A 17,751-nucleotide genomic window follows, 5' to 3' on the forward strand; every position below is an offset into this window, starting at 1 on the left:
AGCGGGACGACCTCCCGCTCCCCGTCCCGGGTCAGTCGTTCGACTGCCCCGGGATCCCGTCACGGCGGTGAACCCGGTGTCAGCCCTTGAGTGCGTTCGCGTCGACGACCTCGTCGGCCGGCGGGGCCGCGACGGTCACGGGCTTGTTGAACGCCGAGTACTCCAGCGAGCCCGGCTCCTTGCCGCCCTCGGTCGTCATCTTCAGCGCGTAGGGCTCGCCCTCGGCGGCCACGAGGAGCGTCTGCCGCTCCGCGCCGTCCTTGCCCGTGAGCGTCAGGGCGCGCGTGCCGTCGACCTCGGTCTCCGGGCCCCGGGCGAGACGGGGCTCGTCCTCGTCCTTCTCGAACATCACGCCGGCGTCGCAGAAGGGGAACTCCTCGCTCGCCTCCGCGCCCGAGCCCAGCTTGAACCAGCGTCCCTTGACGAGCTGGGTGAAGGCCTTCGTGTCCTCGGGCGACGAGCCGTCCTCCTCGCCCGACTGCTGCCAGAACTTCTCGTCGCCCTTCATGTACATCACGCCGCCGGCCTTGCGGATCTCGGCGGATCCGCCGGCGCGGGTGAGGGTTCCCTGGCAGTCACCCTTGGTGGCGACGGCGAAGTCGAAGCTCATGTCCGCGCCGTCGATGGTCATGGCGCCCTTGACCTTGAACGACTTCAGTTTGGTCATGGCCACGCGGGCCTTCTCGGAGATCTGGTCCCCGGTCAGCCCCTCGAACGGCTTCCCGGGCGACGACGTCGCGGAAGCGGAAGCAGGGGCGGAGGCGGAGGCGCCCTTCTCCTTGCCGTCGGTCTTCTCGTCGTCGCCCCCGCACGCGGTCAGCGTCAGCGCCGCCGTCGCACACAGGGCCGCCGTGGCCAGAAGGGTTCGCTTGGTCACCTTTGCATCTCCTTTGCATTCCCGGTCCGCTGGTGTGACTCGGCAACCGGGCAAAGAGATGCGGCGACCGGACAGTGATCCGCCTCACTCGGGGGCGGGCTGACCGGGGCAACCCTCTGGAAGTGCTCAAGTGGTTTGGAGGGCGTCGCCCGTCGCGGCCACCATGGTCCGTGTGAAGGGACTCGCGGGATTCGGCAGGAAGCAGGACTGTGTGCTCGTCATCCGGGACGCGGATGTCGTTCTGGCCGCCTTGCGGGAGGTCCTGGACGGGGCTCCGGAGGAGGAGCGGGCCGGGCTGGAGCGGGCCGTCGCGGTGGCCGGGGGTGTCGCGGCGGCGGACGAGGGGCCGCTGCGGGCCGCGTGGGTGCGGGAGCGGCTCGCCGCGGCCGGGTTCGCCGGGGACGTCGGCTCCGTCGCCGCGATCAAGGCGCTGCGCCAGGCCGAGCCGGACCTGAGCCTGCTGGCCGCCGTCCAGTTGCAGCGGGACGCGGTCGCCCACCCGGCGTAGGGCCGGCCCCCATGGTCTCCTCGTCCGCCGCCGGGATCCAGCCGTCTGCCGGGCGGCGCAGCCAGCCCTCCGTCCGCGCCGTCTCCGCCGCCGCCCGTCTCAGCGCCGTCAGGCCGGGGTGGACCAGGCCCCTGCGCCACACCAGGGAAACGGGCGACAGCGGGACGGGGGCGACGAGGGGGCGCAGGACCGTGCCGGGCATGGGCGGGAAGTCCACCACCGCCAGCACCGGGTTCCCGGTCTTCGCCATGACGCGGGCGAACTCCTCGTCGCCGACGGCCATCGGCAGCGGCGGGGCGAGCCGGATGCCCCGGTCCTCGAACAGGCGCCGGGCCAGGTCGGTCCACTCCCGGGTGCGCGGGTTGCCCGCGCCGGCGTACACCGTCTCCCCGGCCAGCGCGGACACCGGTACCTCGGGCGAGGACGCCAGCGGATGGCCGCCGGGCAGCACGACGGCCATCGGCTCGTACCGCACCGGCTGCTGCGCGAGACCGGAGCGGAGCGCAGGGTCGAGTCCGGCGAAGCGGCCGAAGGAGACGTCCAGGCGGCCGGCCAGCAGGTCGGCCGCGGCTCCGGTGAGGCCGCTCTCGTAGCGGGCCATCAGTTCGCAGTCGGGGGCGAGTTCGCGGGCCCGGTACAGCACCCGGCGGCCGGTGGCCAGGCCCGCCGAGTTGAGGTCGACCAGCAGCGGGCGGGATTGGCCGGCCGCGAACGCGGCGAGCAGGTCGCCCTGGGCGGCGAGGACCCGGCGCGCGTGCGGCAGCAGGCGTTCCCCGTCGGGGGTGAGGGTGACCTGCCGGGTGGTGCGCACGAACAGCTCGGCGCCCAACTCCCGCTCCAGCCGCCGCACATCGCGGCTCAGCGCCTGCTGGGCGACGTAGAGCCGGGCCGCGGCCCGGGTGAAGTGCAGGTCCTCCGCCACGGCCACGAAGGCGCGCAGCAGGCGCGGGTCTATGGAAGCGGGCACGGAGCGAATTTACAACGCGGGTGCGTCAATCGGCGCCCGGCAGGTGTTGGACCCCGTGATCCGCTCCGGGTGACCGTGGACCCATGCCGCAGCAGACCACCGGCCGAGACGGCCGCGTTCGCGCACACCGCACACAACTCACCGGATACGGGCGCCTGTTCGCCCTTCCCGGGGCCCGCGCCTTCACCACCGGCAACCTTCTCGCCCGTCTTCCCACGGGCATGTTCAGCGTGAGCGCGGTCGTGATGATCGCCGGTTCCCGGGGCTCGTACGCCCTCGCCGGGGCCGTCACCGCGACCGGGCTCGCGGCGACCGCGGTGGCCGGGCCCTGGGTCGCCCGGCTGGTGGACCGGCACGGGCAGGCCCGGATCGCGCTGCCGGCCACGGCCGTCGCGGTGCTCGGAAGCCTCGCGCTGCTGCTGTGCGTCCGCTACGACGCCCCCGACTGGACCCTGTTCGCGGCCTACGCCGGTACCGCGGCCACCCCGAACATCGGCGGCCTCTCCCGCGCCCGCTGGGCCCATCTGCTGCGGGACGAGCCCGGCGCGCTGCACACGGCGAACGCGTTCGAGCAAGCGGCGGACGAGCTGTGCTTCATGCTCGGGCCGGTGCTCGCCTCCTTCCTGACCGGGACGTTCTTCCCGGAGGCGGGCACGCTCGCGGGGGCGGTGCTGCTGCTCGCCGGGATGCTGCTGTTCACCGCCCAGCGGGCGACCGAGCCGCCGGTGACGGCCCGCTCCCAGGCGCCCTCGCCGCTGCGCAGCCCCGGGATCCGGCCGCTGCTGGTCTGCTTCCTCGCGACCGGGGCGGTGTTCGGTGCGATGGAGGTCGTCACGATCGCCTACGCCGACGCGCGGGGACAGCGCACGGCGGTCGGCCTCGTGCTCGCGCTCCAGGCGGCGGGCTCGTGCGCGGCGGGACTGGCGTTCGGGGCGCGGGGGCCGGCCGGTCCCCGGCTCACCCGGTGCCTGGCGGCGATGGCCGTCCTCATGGCGCTGCCCTGGGCGGCGGCCGGCACCGGCTCGCTCGTGGTGCTCGCCGGCGCGCTGCTGGTCGCGGGCATGGCGACCGCGCCGACCATGGTGACGGCGATGGCCCTGGTGCAGCGGCGCACGCCGGCGGACCGGCTGAACGAGGGCATGAGCCTGATGGTGACCGGGCTGCTCGCCGGGATCGCCTGCGGCTCGGCGACGGGCGGCTGGGCGACCGAGCACCTCTCCCCCGTCACCGCCTTCGCCGTACCGGCAGCGGCGGCCTCGCTGGCGCTGCTCGCGGGCCTCGCGGGCGGGCGGCGGGCATGACGAAGGCCCCGCCGCACGAAGCGACGGGGCCTTCGCCCACATGGGGCCGACCCCCGGAGGGGTCTCGTGGAGATGGCGGGAATCGAACCCGCGTCCAACGGTGCGGAATCAGGGCTTCTCCGTGTGCAGTCCGCTGCGATTTTCTCGGCCCCGGAGATCACGCGGACAAGTCTCCGACGGGCTCAGTCACTGTTTGATTTCCCTCTACACCCCGTGACCGGGTTTAGAGGTTTAGTTCCCTAGCTGATGCCAGGATCCGGGTCGGGAACAGCCCCGGGCTGACACTTCGCAAGTCGCTGATCAGGCAGCGAGGGCGAAGGAATCGCGCTTGGTGTTGGCGATTATTTTTTGCGACATATGGTTTACGAGATCATTGCCGCTTCCTCGACACGCTTCCCCTGCTTCGACAGCCGCTGTCGAAACCGATCATCCCCATGTTGATTTTTCAAACCCCTCCGAGGAGGGTTCGCACACCCTCTATGGGGTGCATGCCCATCGTACGTGACCAACGCCCGACGATGCCAGCCTATTCCCCCCGGCCGGTCCGCTAGACGCCGCGCTGCCTGCGCTTGGCCGCCGCGATCGCCCGGGCCGCCTCCCGCCGGTCCTGCTGCTCCCGCAGCGTCTGCCGCTTGTCGTACTCCTTCTTGCCCCGCGCGAGCGCGATCTCGGCCTTCGCCCGGCCGTCCTTGAAGTAGATGGCGAGGGGCACGATCGTGTGGCCCGTCTCCTGGGACTTCGCCTCCAGCTTGGCGATCTCCTCGCGGTGCAGGAGCAGCTTGCGCTTGCGGCGCGCGGAGTGGTTGGTCCAGCTGCCCTGGTGATACTCGGGGATGTGGGCGTTGTGCAGCCACGCCTCGCCCCGGTCGATGTGGACGAAGCCGTCCGTCAGCGACGTCCGTCCCTCGCGCAGCGACTTGACCTCCGTGCCCATGAGCACGAGCCCGGCCTCGTAGGTGTCGATGATCGCGTAGTCGTGCCGGGCCTTCTTGTTCTGGGCGACGATCTTGCGCTTGCCGCCCTTCTCGCCGTCCCTGGCCTTGCCGGCCCCGCCGCCCTGCTTGGGCTGGGACTCCTTCGGTACGTACATTCCCTTGCTCATAGTGCCGACCATTTTCGCACCACACAGGGGGGGTGGGTACAGCCGTTTACGCGCGGCCGGCCGGCGTGGCTACGACGGGTCGCCCAGCCCGGTCAGCACCGTCTGCGCCCGTGGCAGGGCCTGCTCCGGTCCCGCCTCCAGGTCCGGGGTGATGCCCCGGCCGTCGACCGCGCGGCCGGCCGGGGTCCGGTAGTGGCCGACGGTCAGCTCGGCCACCGAGCCGTCGGGCAGCTTCGTCGGCATCTGCACGGAGCCCTTGCCGAAGGTGCGCGAGCCGATCACCACCGCGCGGCCCCGGTCCTGGAGGGCACCGGTGAGCAGCTCGGCCGCGCTCATCGTGCCGCCGTCGACGAGGACGACCAGGGGCCGGGTGGTGTCGCCGCCCGGGTCCGCGTGCAGGGCGCGCTGGGCGCCGTCGACGTCGTAGGTGGCGACCAGGCCGCCGTCCAGGAAGGCGGAGGCGCAGGCCACGGCCTCGGTGACCAGACCGCCGGAGTTGCCGCGCAGGTCCAGGACGGTACGGCCGCCCGCCGGGGCGGCGCGCAGGGCCGCGCGGACGGCGCCGGCGGAGCCCTTGGTGAACGCGGAGACCTTCAGCACGCTCACCCCGCCCGGCAGCCGGCGCACGGTCACCGGGTCGGTGGACAGCCGGGCCCGGTGCAGGGTCTTCGTCCACGTGCGCGTGGAGCGCGCCAGCCCGAGCGTGACCGTGGTCCCGGCCGGGGCGTCCGCCGTGCCGTCGCCGGGCGCGTCGCCGCGCAGCAGGGCGATCACCTCGGTGACCGGCCGGCCCTCGGTCTTGTGGCCGTCGACGCTGCGCAGCCGGTCGCCGACGCGGATCCCGGCCTCCGCGGCGGGCGAGCCGCTCCGCACACGGGTGACCTCGATCCCGCCGTCCGCCTCCTGCCGCGCCCACAGGCCGACGCCGGTGTAGCGGCCGTCGAGGGCGTCCCGGAACTCCTCGTACTCGCCCTCGGAGTAGACGGCGGCCCAGCGGTCGCCGCTGCGGCTGACGGCCCGTTCGGCGGCCTCCATGGGGGACTTGCCGTCGGCCATCGCCTCGGCGGCGGCCCGGCGCACGGCCTCGTGCCGGGCGGCCGGGTCCGCCGGTCCGGCTTCGGCCCGGCGCTGGGGGGTGCCGGGTCCCGGGAAGGCGCCGGTGGCGGCGCCGGTCACCAGCACGCCGGCGAAGACCAGTGTCAGGGCGGCGCCGCGGCGGACGCGGCGGGGACTACAGAGGGGGTCACGGCCTGACATGGCGGTGAGTCTAGGACAACGCGAAGGGCCGTACGGGCGGTTGCCCGTACGGCCCTCCTTGGTGTGCGTCACACCTTCAAGTACTTGCGGAGCGCGAAGAACGCCGCCAGGGACGGCATCAGCACGCTCGTCGCGAGGATCAGCGGCAGCTTGGTCAACACCGCGTCCCAGCCCACGAAGTTGATGAGGGTGAGCTTGTGGGAGAGGTCCATGCCGTGGTCGATGGTGAAGTACCGGCCGAGCACGAGCGCGACACAGGCCAGGCCGCCGCCGATGAGCCCGGCGACCGCGGCCTCGGCGATGAACGGCGCCTGGATGTAGAAGCCCGAGGCGCCGACCAGGCGCATGATGCCGGTCTCGCGCCGACGGCTGAACGCCGAGACGCGCACGGTGTTGACGATCAGCAGCAGGGCGACGATCAGCATCATCGCCATCACGCCGAGCGCGCCCCGGTTCATCAGGTTCAGCAGCTGGAAGAGGTTGTCCAGGATGCCCTTCTGGTCCTGCACCGACTGCACGCCGTCCCGCCCGTTGAACGCGGTCGCGATCACCTGGTACTTCTGCGGGTCCTTGAGCTTGATCCGGTACGACTCCTGCATCTGGTCCGGTGTCAGCGAGCCGGCCAGCGGGGAGTTGCCGAACTGCTCCTTGTAGTGCTTGTACGCCTCGTCCTGGGACTCGTAGGTCACCTGCTCGACGACCGGCATCTTCTTCAGGTCCGCGGAGATCTGCTTCTTCTGGTCCTCGGTGACCGCGCCCTTGGCGCAGTGCACGTCGTTCTCCGCGTCGTGCTTGTTGCACAGGAAGATCGAGACGTTGACCTTGTCGTACCAGTAGCCCTTCATGGTGCCGACCTGGTCGCTCATCAGCAGCGAACCGCCGAACAGGGCCAGGGACAGGGCGACGGAGACGATGACGGCGAAGGTCATCGTCAGGTTGCGGCGGAGACCGACGCCGATCTCCGACAGGACGAACTGGGCGCGCATGGCTACTTCTTCAGGCCTTTCGGGAGCTGGGGGCGGTCAGTGCTGGTAGCCGTAGACGCCGCGGGCCTGGTCGCGGACGAGGCGGCCCTTCTCCAGCTCGATGACGCGCTTGCGCATCTGGTCCACGATGTTCTGGTCGTGCGTCGCCATGATGACGGTGGTGCCGGTCCGGTTGATCCGGTCGAGCAGCTTCATGATGCCGACGGAGGTCTGCGGGTCGAGGTTGCCGGTGGGCTCGTCGGCGATGAGCAGCTTGGGCCGGTTGACGAACGCCCGCGCGATGGCGACGCGCTGCTGTTCACCGCCGGACAGCTCGCCGGGCCTGCGGTCCTCCTTGCCGCCGAGTCCGACGAGGTCGAGGACCTGCGGCACGGACTTGCGGATCTCGCCGCGGGACTTGCCGATCACCTCCTGGGCGAAGGCCACGTTCTCGGCGACCGTCTTGTTCGGCAGCAGCCGGAAGTCCTGGAAGACGGTGCCCAGCTGGCGGCGCATCTGCGGCACCTTCCAGTTGGACAGGCGCGCGAGGTCCTTGCCGAGCACGTGCACCTGGCCGTGGCTGCACCGCTCCTCGCGGAGGATGAGCCGCAGGAAGGTGGACTTTCCGGAGCCGGAGGACCCCACGAGGAAGACGAACTCGCCCTTCTCCACCTCCAGGGAGACATCCCTGAGTGCGGGGCGGGTCTGCTTGGGGTAGACCTTGGAGACGTTGTCGAATCGGATCACGGATGCACCACGGGTCGCCGGGGGTAGATGAGCGTGACCATACGCGAACCGGGTGCGCAAGCGCAGGCGCGGGCTGAGGTTGGGCAAGACTTGTACGTTTTTGTACCGCCCGCTGTCCGGACCTCCCCCCACGCGGGCCCCGCGCACGCTCCGCGGGAACCTGGCACAGTGGAAGGAAGACGAAGGACGACGGGAAGGCCGGGGAACGTTCCCGTTCCCGTGAGCGTTGTACAGGTGATGGCCGGTGCGAGGAGGGCGAGCGCATGACGTACGACCGGTTGGTGTGCGCGAACTGCGCGGCGCCCGTGAGTGAGGGCCGGTGCCCGGTGTGCCGTGCCAACCGCGAGCGACTGCAGCAGGAGGGCTTCCTCTCGGGCCTGAACGGGCTGAACCCGATGGCGCTGATCGCGCTGCTGGCGGTGCTGATCGCCACGGTGGCGCTGCTGGCGCACCAGACCGTGTGACCGGTTGAGAGAGATCGCCGAAGCGTCGTGAAGGGCCCGGAGCGCCAGGCTCCGGGCCCTTACGGGTGTGCTCGCGTGCGAGCGGTGAGCGGGTGGCTACGCTCAGGCCGCAGCGCCGCCGCGGGCGTTGACCAGGCGCGGCAGCACGCGGAAGCCGATACCGCCGGCGATCATGGTTGCGGCGCCGACGAGCAGGAACGCGGTTTGGCCGGCACCGGTCTCGGCGAGCTGCTTGTCGCCGCCCTGGGCCACGGTGTCGGAGCCGGTGTCGGTCAGGGCCGAGGAGCCGGCGTCCTGCGGGACGCTGTTGTTGCCGCCGCCGTTGGGCGTGTTGTTGTTGCCGCCGGTGCCGGTGCCGCCGTCGGTGGAACCGCCGTCGGTGGAGCCACCGTCACCGGAGCCGCCGCCCGTGCTGCCGGAACCGCCGTCGGTCGAACCGCCGTCGGTCGAGCCCCCGTCGACGGAGCCGCTGGTGCCGCTGTCGCCGCCGGAGTTGCCGTTGCCGCCGGAGTTACCGCCGGAGTTGCCGTTACCGCCGGAGTTGCCGTTGCCACCGTCGGTGCCGCTGTTGCCGCCGTTGCCGGTGCCGCCCGAGTTGCCATTGCCACCCGAGTTGCCGTTGCCGCCCGAGTTGCCGTTGCCGCCCGAGTTGCCGTTGCCACCGGAGTTGCCGTTGCCGCTGTCGCCGCCGGTCGCCGCGCCGCCACCCGTGGCCGCGTCGCCACCGGTCGCCGCGCCGCCACCCGTGGCCGCGTCGCCACCGGTCACCGCACCGCCACCTGTGGCCGCGTCACCGCCGGTCACCGCACCGCCACCCGTGGCCGCGTCACCGCCGGTCACCGCACCGCCACCCGTGCTCGCGTCACCGCCGGTCACCGCACCGCCACCCGTGCTGGCGGCGCCGCCGTCGGTGCAGATGCCGATGGGGCAGTCGCCGCCGCCCCCGTCGGTGTTGCCGCCGTCGGCGCCGACACCGCTCACGCCGAGGCTGATCGGACCCGCCTGGACGTCGAGGTCCAGGGCGGAAGCCGCGCCCGCCGCGGTCAGCGACGCACCGGCCGCGATCACGGCGCCGGCGGCTATCCGCGCGACCCGGATCCGCGTCTTCTTCGTCATATGGTTGCTACCCCCAGTAGCTGTTCGTCAGAGAGGCGGCGCATGGGGCGTACCGTGATCGACGGAGGTAGCTGGTGACGAAGTGTGCGTCAACTCGATCCCCCGGTTCACATGCGCCCCGTTGAGTACGCATGCCGCCGCCCCACCCTTCCGATTTTTCAAAGCAACGTCAAGGGCGTTGCGGGCGCATTGCCCGAAGGGGTGACGTTTACGGGGAATTGGAGCCTGTGAGTGTGATGTAAAACCCGGACAAAAGAACAACTGCCGCCCACGGGACGGCAGTTGTCATGTCGACAAAGTTACTTCTCCCGCTGCTTGCGCCAGCGAATCCCGGCCTCCAGGAACCCGTCGATCTCGCCGTTGAACACGGCCTCCGGGTTGCCCACCTCGTGCTCGGTGCGCAGGTCCTTGACCATCTGGTACGGGTGCAGGACGTAGGAGCGCATCTGGTTGCCCCAGGAGTTGCCGCCGTCGCCCTTGAGGGCGTCCATCTTGGCCTGCTCCTCCTGCCGGCGCCGCTCCAGCAGCTTGGCCTGGAGGACGTTCATCGCGGTGGCCTTGTTCTGGATCTGCGACCGCTCGTTCTGGCAGGAGACCACGATGCCGGTGGGCAGGTGGGTGATGCGGACCGCGGAGTCGGTCGTGTTGACGCCCTGGCCGCCGGGGCCGGAGGAGCGGTAGACGTCGATCCGCAGCTCGGACTCGTCGATCTCGACGTGGTCGGACTGCTCGACGACCGGCAGCACCTCGACGCCCGCGAAGGAGGTCTGGCGGCGGCCCTGGTTGTCGAAGGGCGAGATGCGCACGAGGCGGTGCGTGCCCTGCTCGACGGAGAGGGTGCCGTAGGCGTACGGCGAGTGCACGGCGAAGGTGGTCGACTTGATGCCGGCCTCTTCGGCGTACGACGTCTCGATCAGCTCCGTCTTGTAGCCGCGCTGCTCGGCCCAGCGCAGGTACATGCGCTGGAGCTTCTCGGCGAAGTCGGCGGCGTCGACGCCACCGGCCTCGGCGCGGATGTTGACGAGCGCCTCACGGGAGTCGTACTCGCCGGACAGGAGGGTGCGGACCTCCATCTCGTCCAGCGCCTTCTTCACCGAGGTCAGCTCGGACTCGGCCTCCGCGCGGGTGTCCGGGTCGTCCTCCTCCTCGGCCATCTCGAACAGGACCGCGAGGTCGTCGATCCGGCCGCGCAGCGCCTCCGCCTTCCTGACCTCGGCCTGGAGGTGGGAGAGCTTGCTGGTGATCTTCTGCGCCTCGTCCGGGTTGTCCCACAGGGACGGGGCCGCCGCCTGCTCCTCGAGCGCGGCGATATCTGCCCTCATCTTCCCGAGGTCCAGGACGGCCTCGATCGACTCCATGGTCGAGGAGAGGGACTTCAGCTCTTCGGATACATCGACGACTGCCACGCCTTCCAGCGTAACGGCTGTGGCAAGCGTCCTCGGCCGTACCGCCTCCGGCACCGGAACTCAGGGGGCCGGCGTGCTGTGGGTGTCCCGCGGCGCCTGGTCCTCCCCGTCGGCGGAGGCGAGCCACGCGCCGACGCCCACCGCGGCGGCCACCACCACCCCGGCCACCCCGAGGGTCACCCGGCGCCGCCGCACCGCGGCCCTGTGGCGGGCCGAGCCCGGCCGGGGCGCGCCGGCGGCCCGGGGGGCGCGGGCGGTCCCGTGGGCGCCCCCGGCCAGCTCGTCCGGCGCGGGCATCCGCATCGAGGTGTGCGTGTCCCGGTTGGAGTCCGGCTTGGCGCCGGGGACCAGGGACACCGCGCCGCGCCGCCGTACCGGCTCGCCCTCGGGCGCGGGCGCGGGGGCGGCTTCCTCGGCCTCGTCCTCGGCGGGCCCCGGCTCGTCCACCTCCAGCGGGGGCAGCCCGGCCAGCGTGGGCAGCTGCTCGCGCAGCCGCGCCGCCAGCTCGGAGGCGCGCAGCCGGGAGGCGGGCGCCTTGGCCAGGCACTGCACCAGCAGCTGCCACAGCTCCTCGGGGATGCCGGGCAGCGGTACGACGGTCTCGGTGACGTGCCGGCGCAGCACCGCGCCGGGGTGTCCGCCGCCGAAGGGGGTGAAGCCGGCCAGCAGCTCGTACAGGACGGTGGCCAGCGCGTAGATGTCCACGGCGGCCCGGGGCGGCAGGCCCTCCACGATCTCCGGGGCCAGGTAGTCCGGGGTGCCGATGATCTTCGTGGCGCGGGTCCGCCGGGGCGAGTCGATCAGTTTGGCGACGCCGAAGTCGGTGAGCAGCGCCGGGTGGGCGCCGCCCGGTCCGAGCGGGCCCTGCATGTCCAGCAGGACGTTCTCGGGCTTGACGTCCCGGTGGACGACGCCGGCCGCGTGGGCCGCGGCCAGCGCGTCGGCGACGTCGGCGACGATCGCGACGGCCGCCTCGGGAGCGAGCCGCCGTTCCCGTTCCAGGCGGGTGCGCAGGTCGGTGCCGCGGACGAGGTCCATGACCAGGGCCAGGTCGTTGCCGTCGACCACCAGGTCGCGCACGGTGACGATGCGCGGGTGTTCCAGGCCGAGCAGCGCGGTGCGCTCCTGCACGAAGCGGCCGACGAGCTCCTGATCGGAGGCGAGGTCCTCACGCAGCAGCTTGATGGCGACGGGGCCCTCCGGTCCCTCGCCCAGCCACACCGTCCCGGCGCTCCCCCGCCCCAGGATCTGGTTCGCGGTGTACCGGCTGCCGATCTTCCGTGCCAAGACTGCTCCTACAGACGCGTGTTGTCGTTAAAAGTACGCGTCCGGCGGGTCGGCCTTCTCCGCCGAGGCGGAAATCACCCGGCAGATGTCGACAAATCTCCAGCCTCGCGGTCAGTTCCCGGAGGAGCCGCCCAGGTCCTTGACCCAGCCGCCCACCGTGCCGGCCCAGTCGGTCAGCTGGTCCCAGTAGCCCTTGCCGGTGCCGATCCAGTCCTGCAACGGGGTCAGCTCCCAGATCAGCCAGCTGACGACGACCAGGATGACGATCGTGAACAGGCAGCCCTTCAGGCAGCCCAGCCCGGGGATCTTCATCGGGTTGGCGCCGCGCCGCCGCGGCGCCCGGGGCTCGCGCGCGGGCCGCTGCGGCTCGGGCGGGGCGGGCGGCGCGTACCGCTGCGGCTGCTGGGCCGGCTGCGGCGGCTGGGGCGTGGAGTACCGCTGGGGCTGCTGCTGCGGATAGCCGTGGCCGGGGGCCTGCTGCGGGCGCTGCCGGCCGCGCGGCTGGGGCTGCTGCGGGCGGGGCTGGGGGGCCGGGCGCGGCTGCTGCTGGGGCCGGGGGGCGACCTGCCGCTGGGGGCGGCGGCGCAGCGGGTCCTCGTCCGGGTCGAGGTACTGGATCTGCGTCTGGTCGTTGCGGTCCCGGGCGGCGCGCAGCTGCGTCTGCCAGGGGTGCGGCTGCTCGGGCTGCTGCCCCTGCTGTCCCTGCTGGTCCGGCGGTACGGGGGGCAGGACGGCCGTGGGGTCCGCGGCGCCCGTGTGGGGCAGCACGGCCGTCGGGTCGGCGGCGCCGGCCGGGCCGCCGGTGTGCGGCAGCACACTGGTCGCGGCGTTCGGGTCGTACGCCCCCTGCGGCGCGTTCGCCGGCAGCACCCGGGTGGGGTCGGCGGCGCCGGGCGCGTCCGGGACGGCGGCCGGGGCCGGGTCCGGGGCGAGGAGCGCGCCGACGCCGTCGGCGGCGGCGATCTGCGCGGCGTTCGCGTGCACCCCGACGCCCTCGGCGACGACCCGCAGGGCCCGGGCGAGGTTCTCGGCGCCGGGCCGCTCGTCCGGGTTCTTGCGCAGGCAGCGCTCTATGACCGTCCACAGCGGGTCCGGGACGGTGGAGGGGCGGCGCGGCTCGGCGCTCAGGTGCTGGTGCAGCACCTCCAGGGCGGTGCTCCCGGCGAACGGCGGGCGGCCGGTGACCAGCTCGTACAGCAGGATGCCGGCGCCGTAGACGTCCACGGCGGAGGTCTGCGGGCGGCCCTCGGCGGACTCCGGGGCGACGTAGGCGGGCGTGCCGACGAACTCGTGGGTCCGGGTCAGGCCCGGGGAGTCGGCGAGGCGCGCGATGCCGAAGTCGGTCAGCATCGGGTGCATCTCGCCGCCGTGCTGCCGGAGCAGCACGTTGGCGGGCTTCAGGTCGCGGTGGACGACGCCGTCGGCGTGGCTCGCGGCGAGGGCGTCGGCGATCTGGGCGGTCAGCAGGGCGGCGCCGACCGGGGTGAAGGGGCCGTTCTCGCGCAGGTGGCGATGCAGGTCGGGGCCGTCGACGAGGTCCATGACCAAGGCCAGCAGATCGCCCTCGACGACCAGGTCACGGACCCGGACGATGTTCGGGTGGGTGAGCCGGAGCAGTACGGAGCGCTCGCGCAGGAAGCGCATCACGATGTCCGGGTCGCTCGCCAGCTCCTCCTTGAGGACCTTGATCGCGACCGTTTCCCCCGGCTGTCCGGGCACGGCGGCCTCGGCACCCGCCGTCTCCCTCTGGCGGGCACGCCAGACGGTGCCTGTGGCGCCGCGTCCGAGCGGCTCCTCAAGCAGGTACTTGCTGCCGACTGGCCGCACGTCACGCGCTCCCTGCTGGTTGCTGTCGCTTGCTCCCCGGTCCCGGAGTCCCGGTGTTCCGCCCCACTGTAGTGCCGTGCTACGGGGCACCACGTACGCGTTCCCGGGCATCCTCGGGGCGTTCGGGACGGGGTTCGACGGAAAGACGCGGGACGCGGTCCTCCGGTTGCCCGGGACCGGACGTGACCGATCTCAACTGATCGCCGACGGGTTCCGGGTCCGGCACTTTTGGGGGCAGAGCCGACCAATCAAGATCACTTGTCACCGGGTTCCGGGCGCGTGGCCGACGGCAGGTGCGAGGATGCCTCCAGCAGTCCGCCGGGACGGTGCCGGCGGCTGCTGGCCGACGTGCTCGTGTGGGGTGGGGGGAAGTCCGCGCCCGCGCAGACCCGCGCAGAAGGGACCGCTGACGCCGATGCAGATCCGGCTGACCGTCGTAGACCCGCTCGGTCCGCCCCCGCAACGGGGCCGCGCCGTGTGCCGCGACGTGCTGGTCACGGCGCCCGTGGGCACGGAGCTGGGCGCGGTGGCGTCGGCCCTGGCCGGGGCGGTCGCGGGCGAGGGGGGCGCGGGGCGGGAGGCCGGCGCGTCCGTGGTGCTGTACGCGGGCGAGGAGCGCCTCGATCCGCGCCGGTACACGCTCGGCGAGCCGCCGCTGGTCGACGGGGCGGTGCTGTCCCTGGGCGTTCCGGCGGCGCCCGAGCCGCGTCCCGAGCTGGACGACGCGCCGACGCGGCTGCACGTGGTGGCGGGGCCGGACGCGGGCGGGGTCCATCTGCTGCACGGCGGGCGGATCACCGTGGGCCGCTCCGCCGACGCGGACGTACCGCTGGACGACCCCGACGTCTCCCGGCTGCACTGCGCGGTCACCGTCGGCGCGGACGGCCGTGTCTCGGTCGCCGACCTCGGCTCCACGAACGGCACGTCCCTGGACGGCACGCGGGTGACCGACCGGCCGGTACCGGTCCCCGCGGGCGGCCTGCTGCGGGTCGGCGAGTCCGCCCTGCGGGTGACCGCGTCGGGCGGGGCGGCGACACGGGTGCGGGCGGTGCCGGACGGGGAGGGGTGCGTACGGGTGGCCGTGGGCGGGGCCGGGGTCTCCCCGGCGGACGCGGACGGCCCCGGCGGAGGGTCCTCGCCGTCGGCGACCGCCGCTCCGGGCGTGGACACGGTGTCGTCCCCGGGTGCGGGGCATCGCGGTGGGGCGGCGGGCGGCGGCAGCCGGACTCCCTCCCCCGCCGGGGAGGCCCACCACGGCTACGGCTCGTGGGGCGCCGCGGCCGGGGCGCAGGAGCACCGGCGCGGGCAGTCACCGGTGGTGCCGGGGCAGGCCGGGGCGCCGGAGGCGGAGAACCGGGGCACGGGCTCCGCCGCGCCGGGCAGGGCATCCGGTCGTGACACCACCCACGCGGGACGCTTCGGGGTGGCCGGCGGGGCGCCCGGAACGGCGTACGCCGGAGCACCCTGCGTCGAGAACGCGCGCGTGGACCGGGACCCGCGTCCCGGCGCACGCAAGGACACCCCGGTCAGAGGCACGGACGCCCCCCGGGGCACCCACCCCGCGCCCGCCGGCCCCGTCCAAGGACCCCACCCCGGCTCCCCCGACGCGCGGTACGGCGGCCACCCCGGTCACGCCGACCCGTCGTACGGCACCGCTCCCGCGCCCGCCGCCGGGGCACAGGGCACGTACCCGGGCCCCGCCGACGCCGGGCCCGGCCACCACTCCGGATACGCCGACCCCGCGTACGGCACCCGCCCGGGATACGCCGACGGGTCCCAGGGCACCGTCCCCGGCCCCGCCGGCGCAGCACAGGCAGCAGCCCGCCCCGGATCCGCCGACGCGCGGTACGGCGTGCTCCCGGGTCCCGCCGACACGCCGTACAGCGGGCGCCCCCGGTCCGCCGACGCCGGGCCCGGCGGCCACCCCGGATACGCCGGCCCCTCGTACGGCGCCGCTCCCGTGCCGGCCGCCGGGCCGCGCGGCGCGTATCCGGGGCCCGGCGACGACCCGCAGGGAACCCGTGCCCGGTCCGACGCCCCGCAGGGGACCCGTGGCAAGCCGGCCGGCGCCCCGCACGGGGTCCGGCGGCGGGGGTTCGGGGCCTGGGCGCGGCGGCTGGCCGGCGGCCGTGGGGAGCAGGCGGCCGGTGCCGAGGTGGACGAGAACGCCCCCGGCCCCGCCGCCGACGGCGCCCCGGCCGCCGATGCCGCGGGCCGGCCGGACACCTGGCCGGACCCGGCGGCGCTGCTGCTGACGGCGCTGGGGCCCGGGCCCCGGCTGTGGGAGCGCGGGCCGGGCCACCCGGAGGCGCTGACCGTGCGGCTCGGTACGGCGGACCGGAGCGCGCCGGACGGCTCGGGTCTGCTGCCCGCCGTACCCGTGACCGCCGCGCTGCGGGAGGCCGGCGCGCTGGGCCTCGCCGGTCCGCGCCCCCGGCTGTCCGGGCTGGCCCGCGCCGTGCTGGCCCAGCTCGCCGCGCTGCACTCCCCCGACCTGCTGGAGATCGTGCTGATCAGCGCGGACCACTCCCGGCCGGTGGAGGACCGTACGGCGGAGTGGGCCTGGCTGGGCTGGCTCCCGCACGTCCGGCCGGGCCACGGCCAGGACTGCCGCCTGCTGCTGGCCTACGACCGCGAGCAGGCCGCGGCCCGCACGCAGGAGCTGCTGCGCCGGCTGGAAGACCACACGGCGACGGCCGGGGAGTTCGGGGCGGCCCGGGACCGGGACGCCGCGACGGGCCCGGCCGGCATATCCGTACCCGCTCCCGCTCCCGTCCCGGGCCCCGGCGGTCCCGACGCCCTGCCCCGCACCGGCGCCCCCGCCGGTTCCCCCGGCCCGTTCACCCTCGTCGTCGTGGACGGGGACCCGGGCGGCTCCGCCCTGCGGGACGCCCTCGCCCGGCTGGCCGTGGCCGGGCCGGAAGCCGGGATCCACGTGGTGTGTCTCGCCGAGACCGAACCCGCCTCGCCCGTCTCCCCCGTGGCGCGGACCTACGAGACCGCGTGCGCGGTGTCGCCCGCCTTCCGCCACTGCGGTGCCGTCGCGCTGCTCAGCGGGGACGTCGCCACCGCGCTGCAACTGCTGCGGGTCGGTCCCGGCGGCCCGGTCGGACCCGGCACGCACGCCACCGTGGACGCCGTCTCCGCCGCCTGGGCGCAGCGGTTCGCGCGGGCCCTGGCTCCGCTGCGCCCGGACGGCCCGGACGACGAGCCGCACGTGCGCGTGTCGGCGCCGCTGCCCCAATCGGCCCGGCTCCTGGACGAACTGGGGCTGGCCCGCGCCACCCCGGCGTCGCTGATGGCGCGCTGGGCGGACGCGGCGGACGACACCGAGTCGCCGGGCGGCCGGGCGCGGGCGGTGCTCGGTGCGGGGCCGCGCGGCCCGGTCACCGCCGACCTCGTGGCGGACGGGCCGCACCTGCTCGTCGAGGGCCCGCCCGGCAGCGGCCGTACCGAGCTGCTGCGGACCGTGGTCGCCTCGCTGGCCGCCGCCGAGCGGCCGGACCGGCTGGCCGTGGTGCTGCTCGACGGCCGGGACGGCGTCGGCACGGGCGCCGGGCGCGGCGAGGGGCTGCGGGCGTGCACGGACATCCCGCATGTGACCACCCACCTGATCGCGGGCGACCCCGTGCGCATGCGGGAGTTCGCCCAGGCGCTGAGCGCCGAGCTGAAGCGCCGCGCGGAGTTGCTGGGCCGGACGGACTTCGCCCGGTGGCACGCGGGACGCGAGGTGTCCGGCCGGCTGGTGGCCCAGCGCACCCACACCCCGGCGCCGGCCTCCGGAGACATAGAGGCACCGCCCAGCTCCACCATCCGGCTGCGGCCGGGCGGGGGGGGGGGGGGGGGGGGGGGGGGGGGGGGGGGGGGGGGGGGGGGGGGTGGGGGGGGGGGGGGGGGGGGGGGGAGGGGGGGGGGGGGGGGGGAGAG

General features: G+C 74.2%; 14 protein-coding genes and 1 other RNA gene. 4 read left to right on the forward strand and 11 right to left on the reverse strand.

Annotation, left to right across the window (positions count from 1 at the left end):
• Window positions 1–79: 79 nt before the first annotated feature.
• The gene (locus ACZ4W9_RS18150; protein WP_467936762.1) at window positions 80–877 is read right to left on the reverse strand and encodes a hypothetical protein; all 798 of its coding nucleotides are present in this window, start codon (window positions 875–877) and stop codon (window positions 80–82) included.
• A 163-nt stretch (window positions 878–1,040) separates the two neighbouring features.
• On the opposite strand from ACZ4W9_RS18150, the gene ACZ4W9_RS18155 reads away from it, so the two are divergent.
• Window positions 1,041–1,385, forward strand: coding sequence for a hypothetical protein (locus tag ACZ4W9_RS18155; RefSeq protein ID WP_467936764.1), 345 nt, complete (start codon window positions 1,041–1,043; stop codon window positions 1,383–1,385).
• On the opposite strand, the gene ACZ4W9_RS18160 is transcribed toward ACZ4W9_RS18155, so the two are convergent.
• Complete coding sequence (locus tag ACZ4W9_RS18160) at window positions 1,300–2,352, reverse strand: LysR family transcriptional regulator (protein ID WP_467936766.1); 1,053 nt, start codon at window positions 2,350–2,352, stop codon at window positions 1,300–1,302. The genes ACZ4W9_RS18155 and ACZ4W9_RS18160 overlap by 86 nt on opposite strands.
• Window positions 2,353–2,435: 83 nt before the next feature.
• On the opposite strand from ACZ4W9_RS18160, the gene ACZ4W9_RS18165 reads away from it, so the two are divergent.
• Window positions 2,436–3,653 carry an MFS transporter gene (locus ACZ4W9_RS18165; protein WP_467936768.1) on the forward strand — a complete coding sequence of 406 codons (1,218 nt, stop codon included), beginning with the start codon at window positions 2,436–2,438 and terminating at the stop codon, window positions 3,651–3,653.
• A 64-nt stretch (window positions 3,654–3,717) separates the two neighbouring features.
• Here ACZ4W9_RS18165 and ssrA read toward each other — a convergent pair.
• The 5 genes from ssrA to ftsE form a co-directional block, all read right to left on the reverse strand.
• Window positions 3,718–4,087: a transfer-messenger RNA gene (gene ssrA / locus ACZ4W9_RS18170) on the reverse strand.
• A 113-nt stretch (window positions 4,088–4,200) separates the two neighbouring features.
• On the reverse strand, window positions 4,201–4,743 hold the full coding sequence (smpB, locus tag ACZ4W9_RS18175; protein ID WP_467936795.1) for an SsrA-binding protein SmpB: 543 nt from the start codon (window positions 4,741–4,743) through the stop codon (window positions 4,201–4,203).
• Between the two features lie 81 nt (window positions 4,744–4,824).
• Complete coding sequence (locus tag ACZ4W9_RS18180) at window positions 4,825–6,012, reverse strand: S41 family peptidase (protein ID WP_467936770.1); 1,188 nt, start codon at window positions 6,010–6,012, stop codon at window positions 4,825–4,827.
• 68 nt (window positions 6,013–6,080) lie between these two features.
• Window positions 6,081–6,998 carry a permease-like cell division protein FtsX gene (ftsX, locus tag ACZ4W9_RS18185; protein WP_467936772.1) on the reverse strand — a complete coding sequence of 306 codons (918 nt, stop codon included), beginning with the start codon at window positions 6,996–6,998 and terminating at the stop codon, window positions 6,081–6,083.
• A gap of 36 nt (window positions 6,999–7,034) precedes the next feature.
• Window positions 7,035–7,724 (reverse strand): cell division ATP-binding protein FtsE, encoded by a 690-nt coding sequence (ftsE, locus tag ACZ4W9_RS18190; RefSeq protein ID WP_030610589.1) that lies wholly within the window; start codon window positions 7,722–7,724, stop codon window positions 7,035–7,037.
• Between the two features lie 263 nt (window positions 7,725–7,987).
• Here ftsE and ACZ4W9_RS18195 point away from each other — a divergent pair, with 263 nt between their 5' ends.
• On the forward strand, window positions 7,988–8,188 hold the full coding sequence (locus ACZ4W9_RS18195; RefSeq protein ID WP_467936775.1) for a hypothetical protein: 201 nt from the start codon (window positions 7,988–7,990) through the stop codon (window positions 8,186–8,188).
• 102 nt (window positions 8,189–8,290) lie between these two features.
• Here the strand turns inward: ACZ4W9_RS18195 and ACZ4W9_RS18200 are convergent, their stop codons facing one another.
• From ACZ4W9_RS18200 to ACZ4W9_RS18215, 4 genes are all read right to left on the reverse strand, one after another.
• Window positions 8,291–9,304: a hypothetical protein gene (locus ACZ4W9_RS18200; protein ID WP_467936777.1), complete on the reverse strand. Its 1,014-nt coding sequence runs from the start codon at window positions 9,302–9,304 to the stop codon at window positions 8,291–8,293.
• A gap of 299 nt (window positions 9,305–9,603) precedes the next feature.
• Complete coding sequence (prfB, locus tag ACZ4W9_RS18205) at window positions 9,604–10,710, reverse strand: peptide chain release factor 2 (RefSeq protein ID WP_467936779.1); 1,107 nt, start codon at window positions 10,708–10,710, stop codon at window positions 9,604–9,606.
• A gap of 60 nt (window positions 10,711–10,770) precedes the next feature.
• Complete coding sequence (locus tag ACZ4W9_RS18210) at window positions 10,771–11,997, reverse strand: serine/threonine-protein kinase (protein ID WP_467936781.1); 1,227 nt, start codon at window positions 11,995–11,997, stop codon at window positions 10,771–10,773.
• A gap of 111 nt (window positions 11,998–12,108) precedes the next feature.
• The gene (locus ACZ4W9_RS18215; protein WP_467936783.1) at window positions 12,109–13,824 is read right to left on the reverse strand and encodes a serine/threonine-protein kinase; all 1,716 of its coding nucleotides are present in this window, start codon (window positions 13,822–13,824) and stop codon (window positions 12,109–12,111) included.
• 415 nt (window positions 13,825–14,239) lie between these two features.
• Here ACZ4W9_RS18215 and ACZ4W9_RS18220 point away from each other — a divergent pair.
• Window positions 14,240–17,751 (forward strand): FHA domain-containing protein (locus ACZ4W9_RS18220; protein ID WP_467936785.1); only part of this gene is annotated, 3,512 nt, incomplete at its 3' end.

The organism is Streptomyces sp. NPDC029296 (assembly GCF_055569255.1).

Coding starts and splice junctions, on each gene's coding strand:
- ACZ4W9_RS18155 (WP_467936764.1), top strand. CDS start 1,041: ATGGTCCGTGTGAAGGGACTCGCGGGATTCGGCAGGAAGCAGGACTGT.
- ACZ4W9_RS18165 (WP_467936768.1), top strand. CDS start 2,436: ATGCCGCAGCAGACCACCGGCCGAGACGGCCGCGTTCGCGCACACCGC.
- smpB (WP_467936795.1), bottom strand. CDS start 4,743: ATGTACGTACCGAAGGAGTCCCAGCCCAAGCAGGGCGGCGGGGCCGGC.
- ACZ4W9_RS18180 (WP_467936770.1), bottom strand. CDS start 6,012: ATGTCAGGCCGTGACCCCCTCTGTAGTCCCCGCCGCGTCCGCCGCGGC.
- ftsX (WP_467936772.1), bottom strand. CDS start 6,998: ATGCGCGCCCAGTTCGTCCTGTCGGAGATCGGCGTCGGTCTCCGCCGC.
- ACZ4W9_RS18195 (WP_467936775.1), top strand. CDS start 7,988: ATGACGTACGACCGGTTGGTGTGCGCGAACTGCGCGGCGCCCGTGAGT.
- ACZ4W9_RS18200 (WP_467936777.1), bottom strand. CDS start 9,304: ATGACGAAGAAGACGCGGATCCGGGTCGCGCGGATAGCCGCCGGCGCC.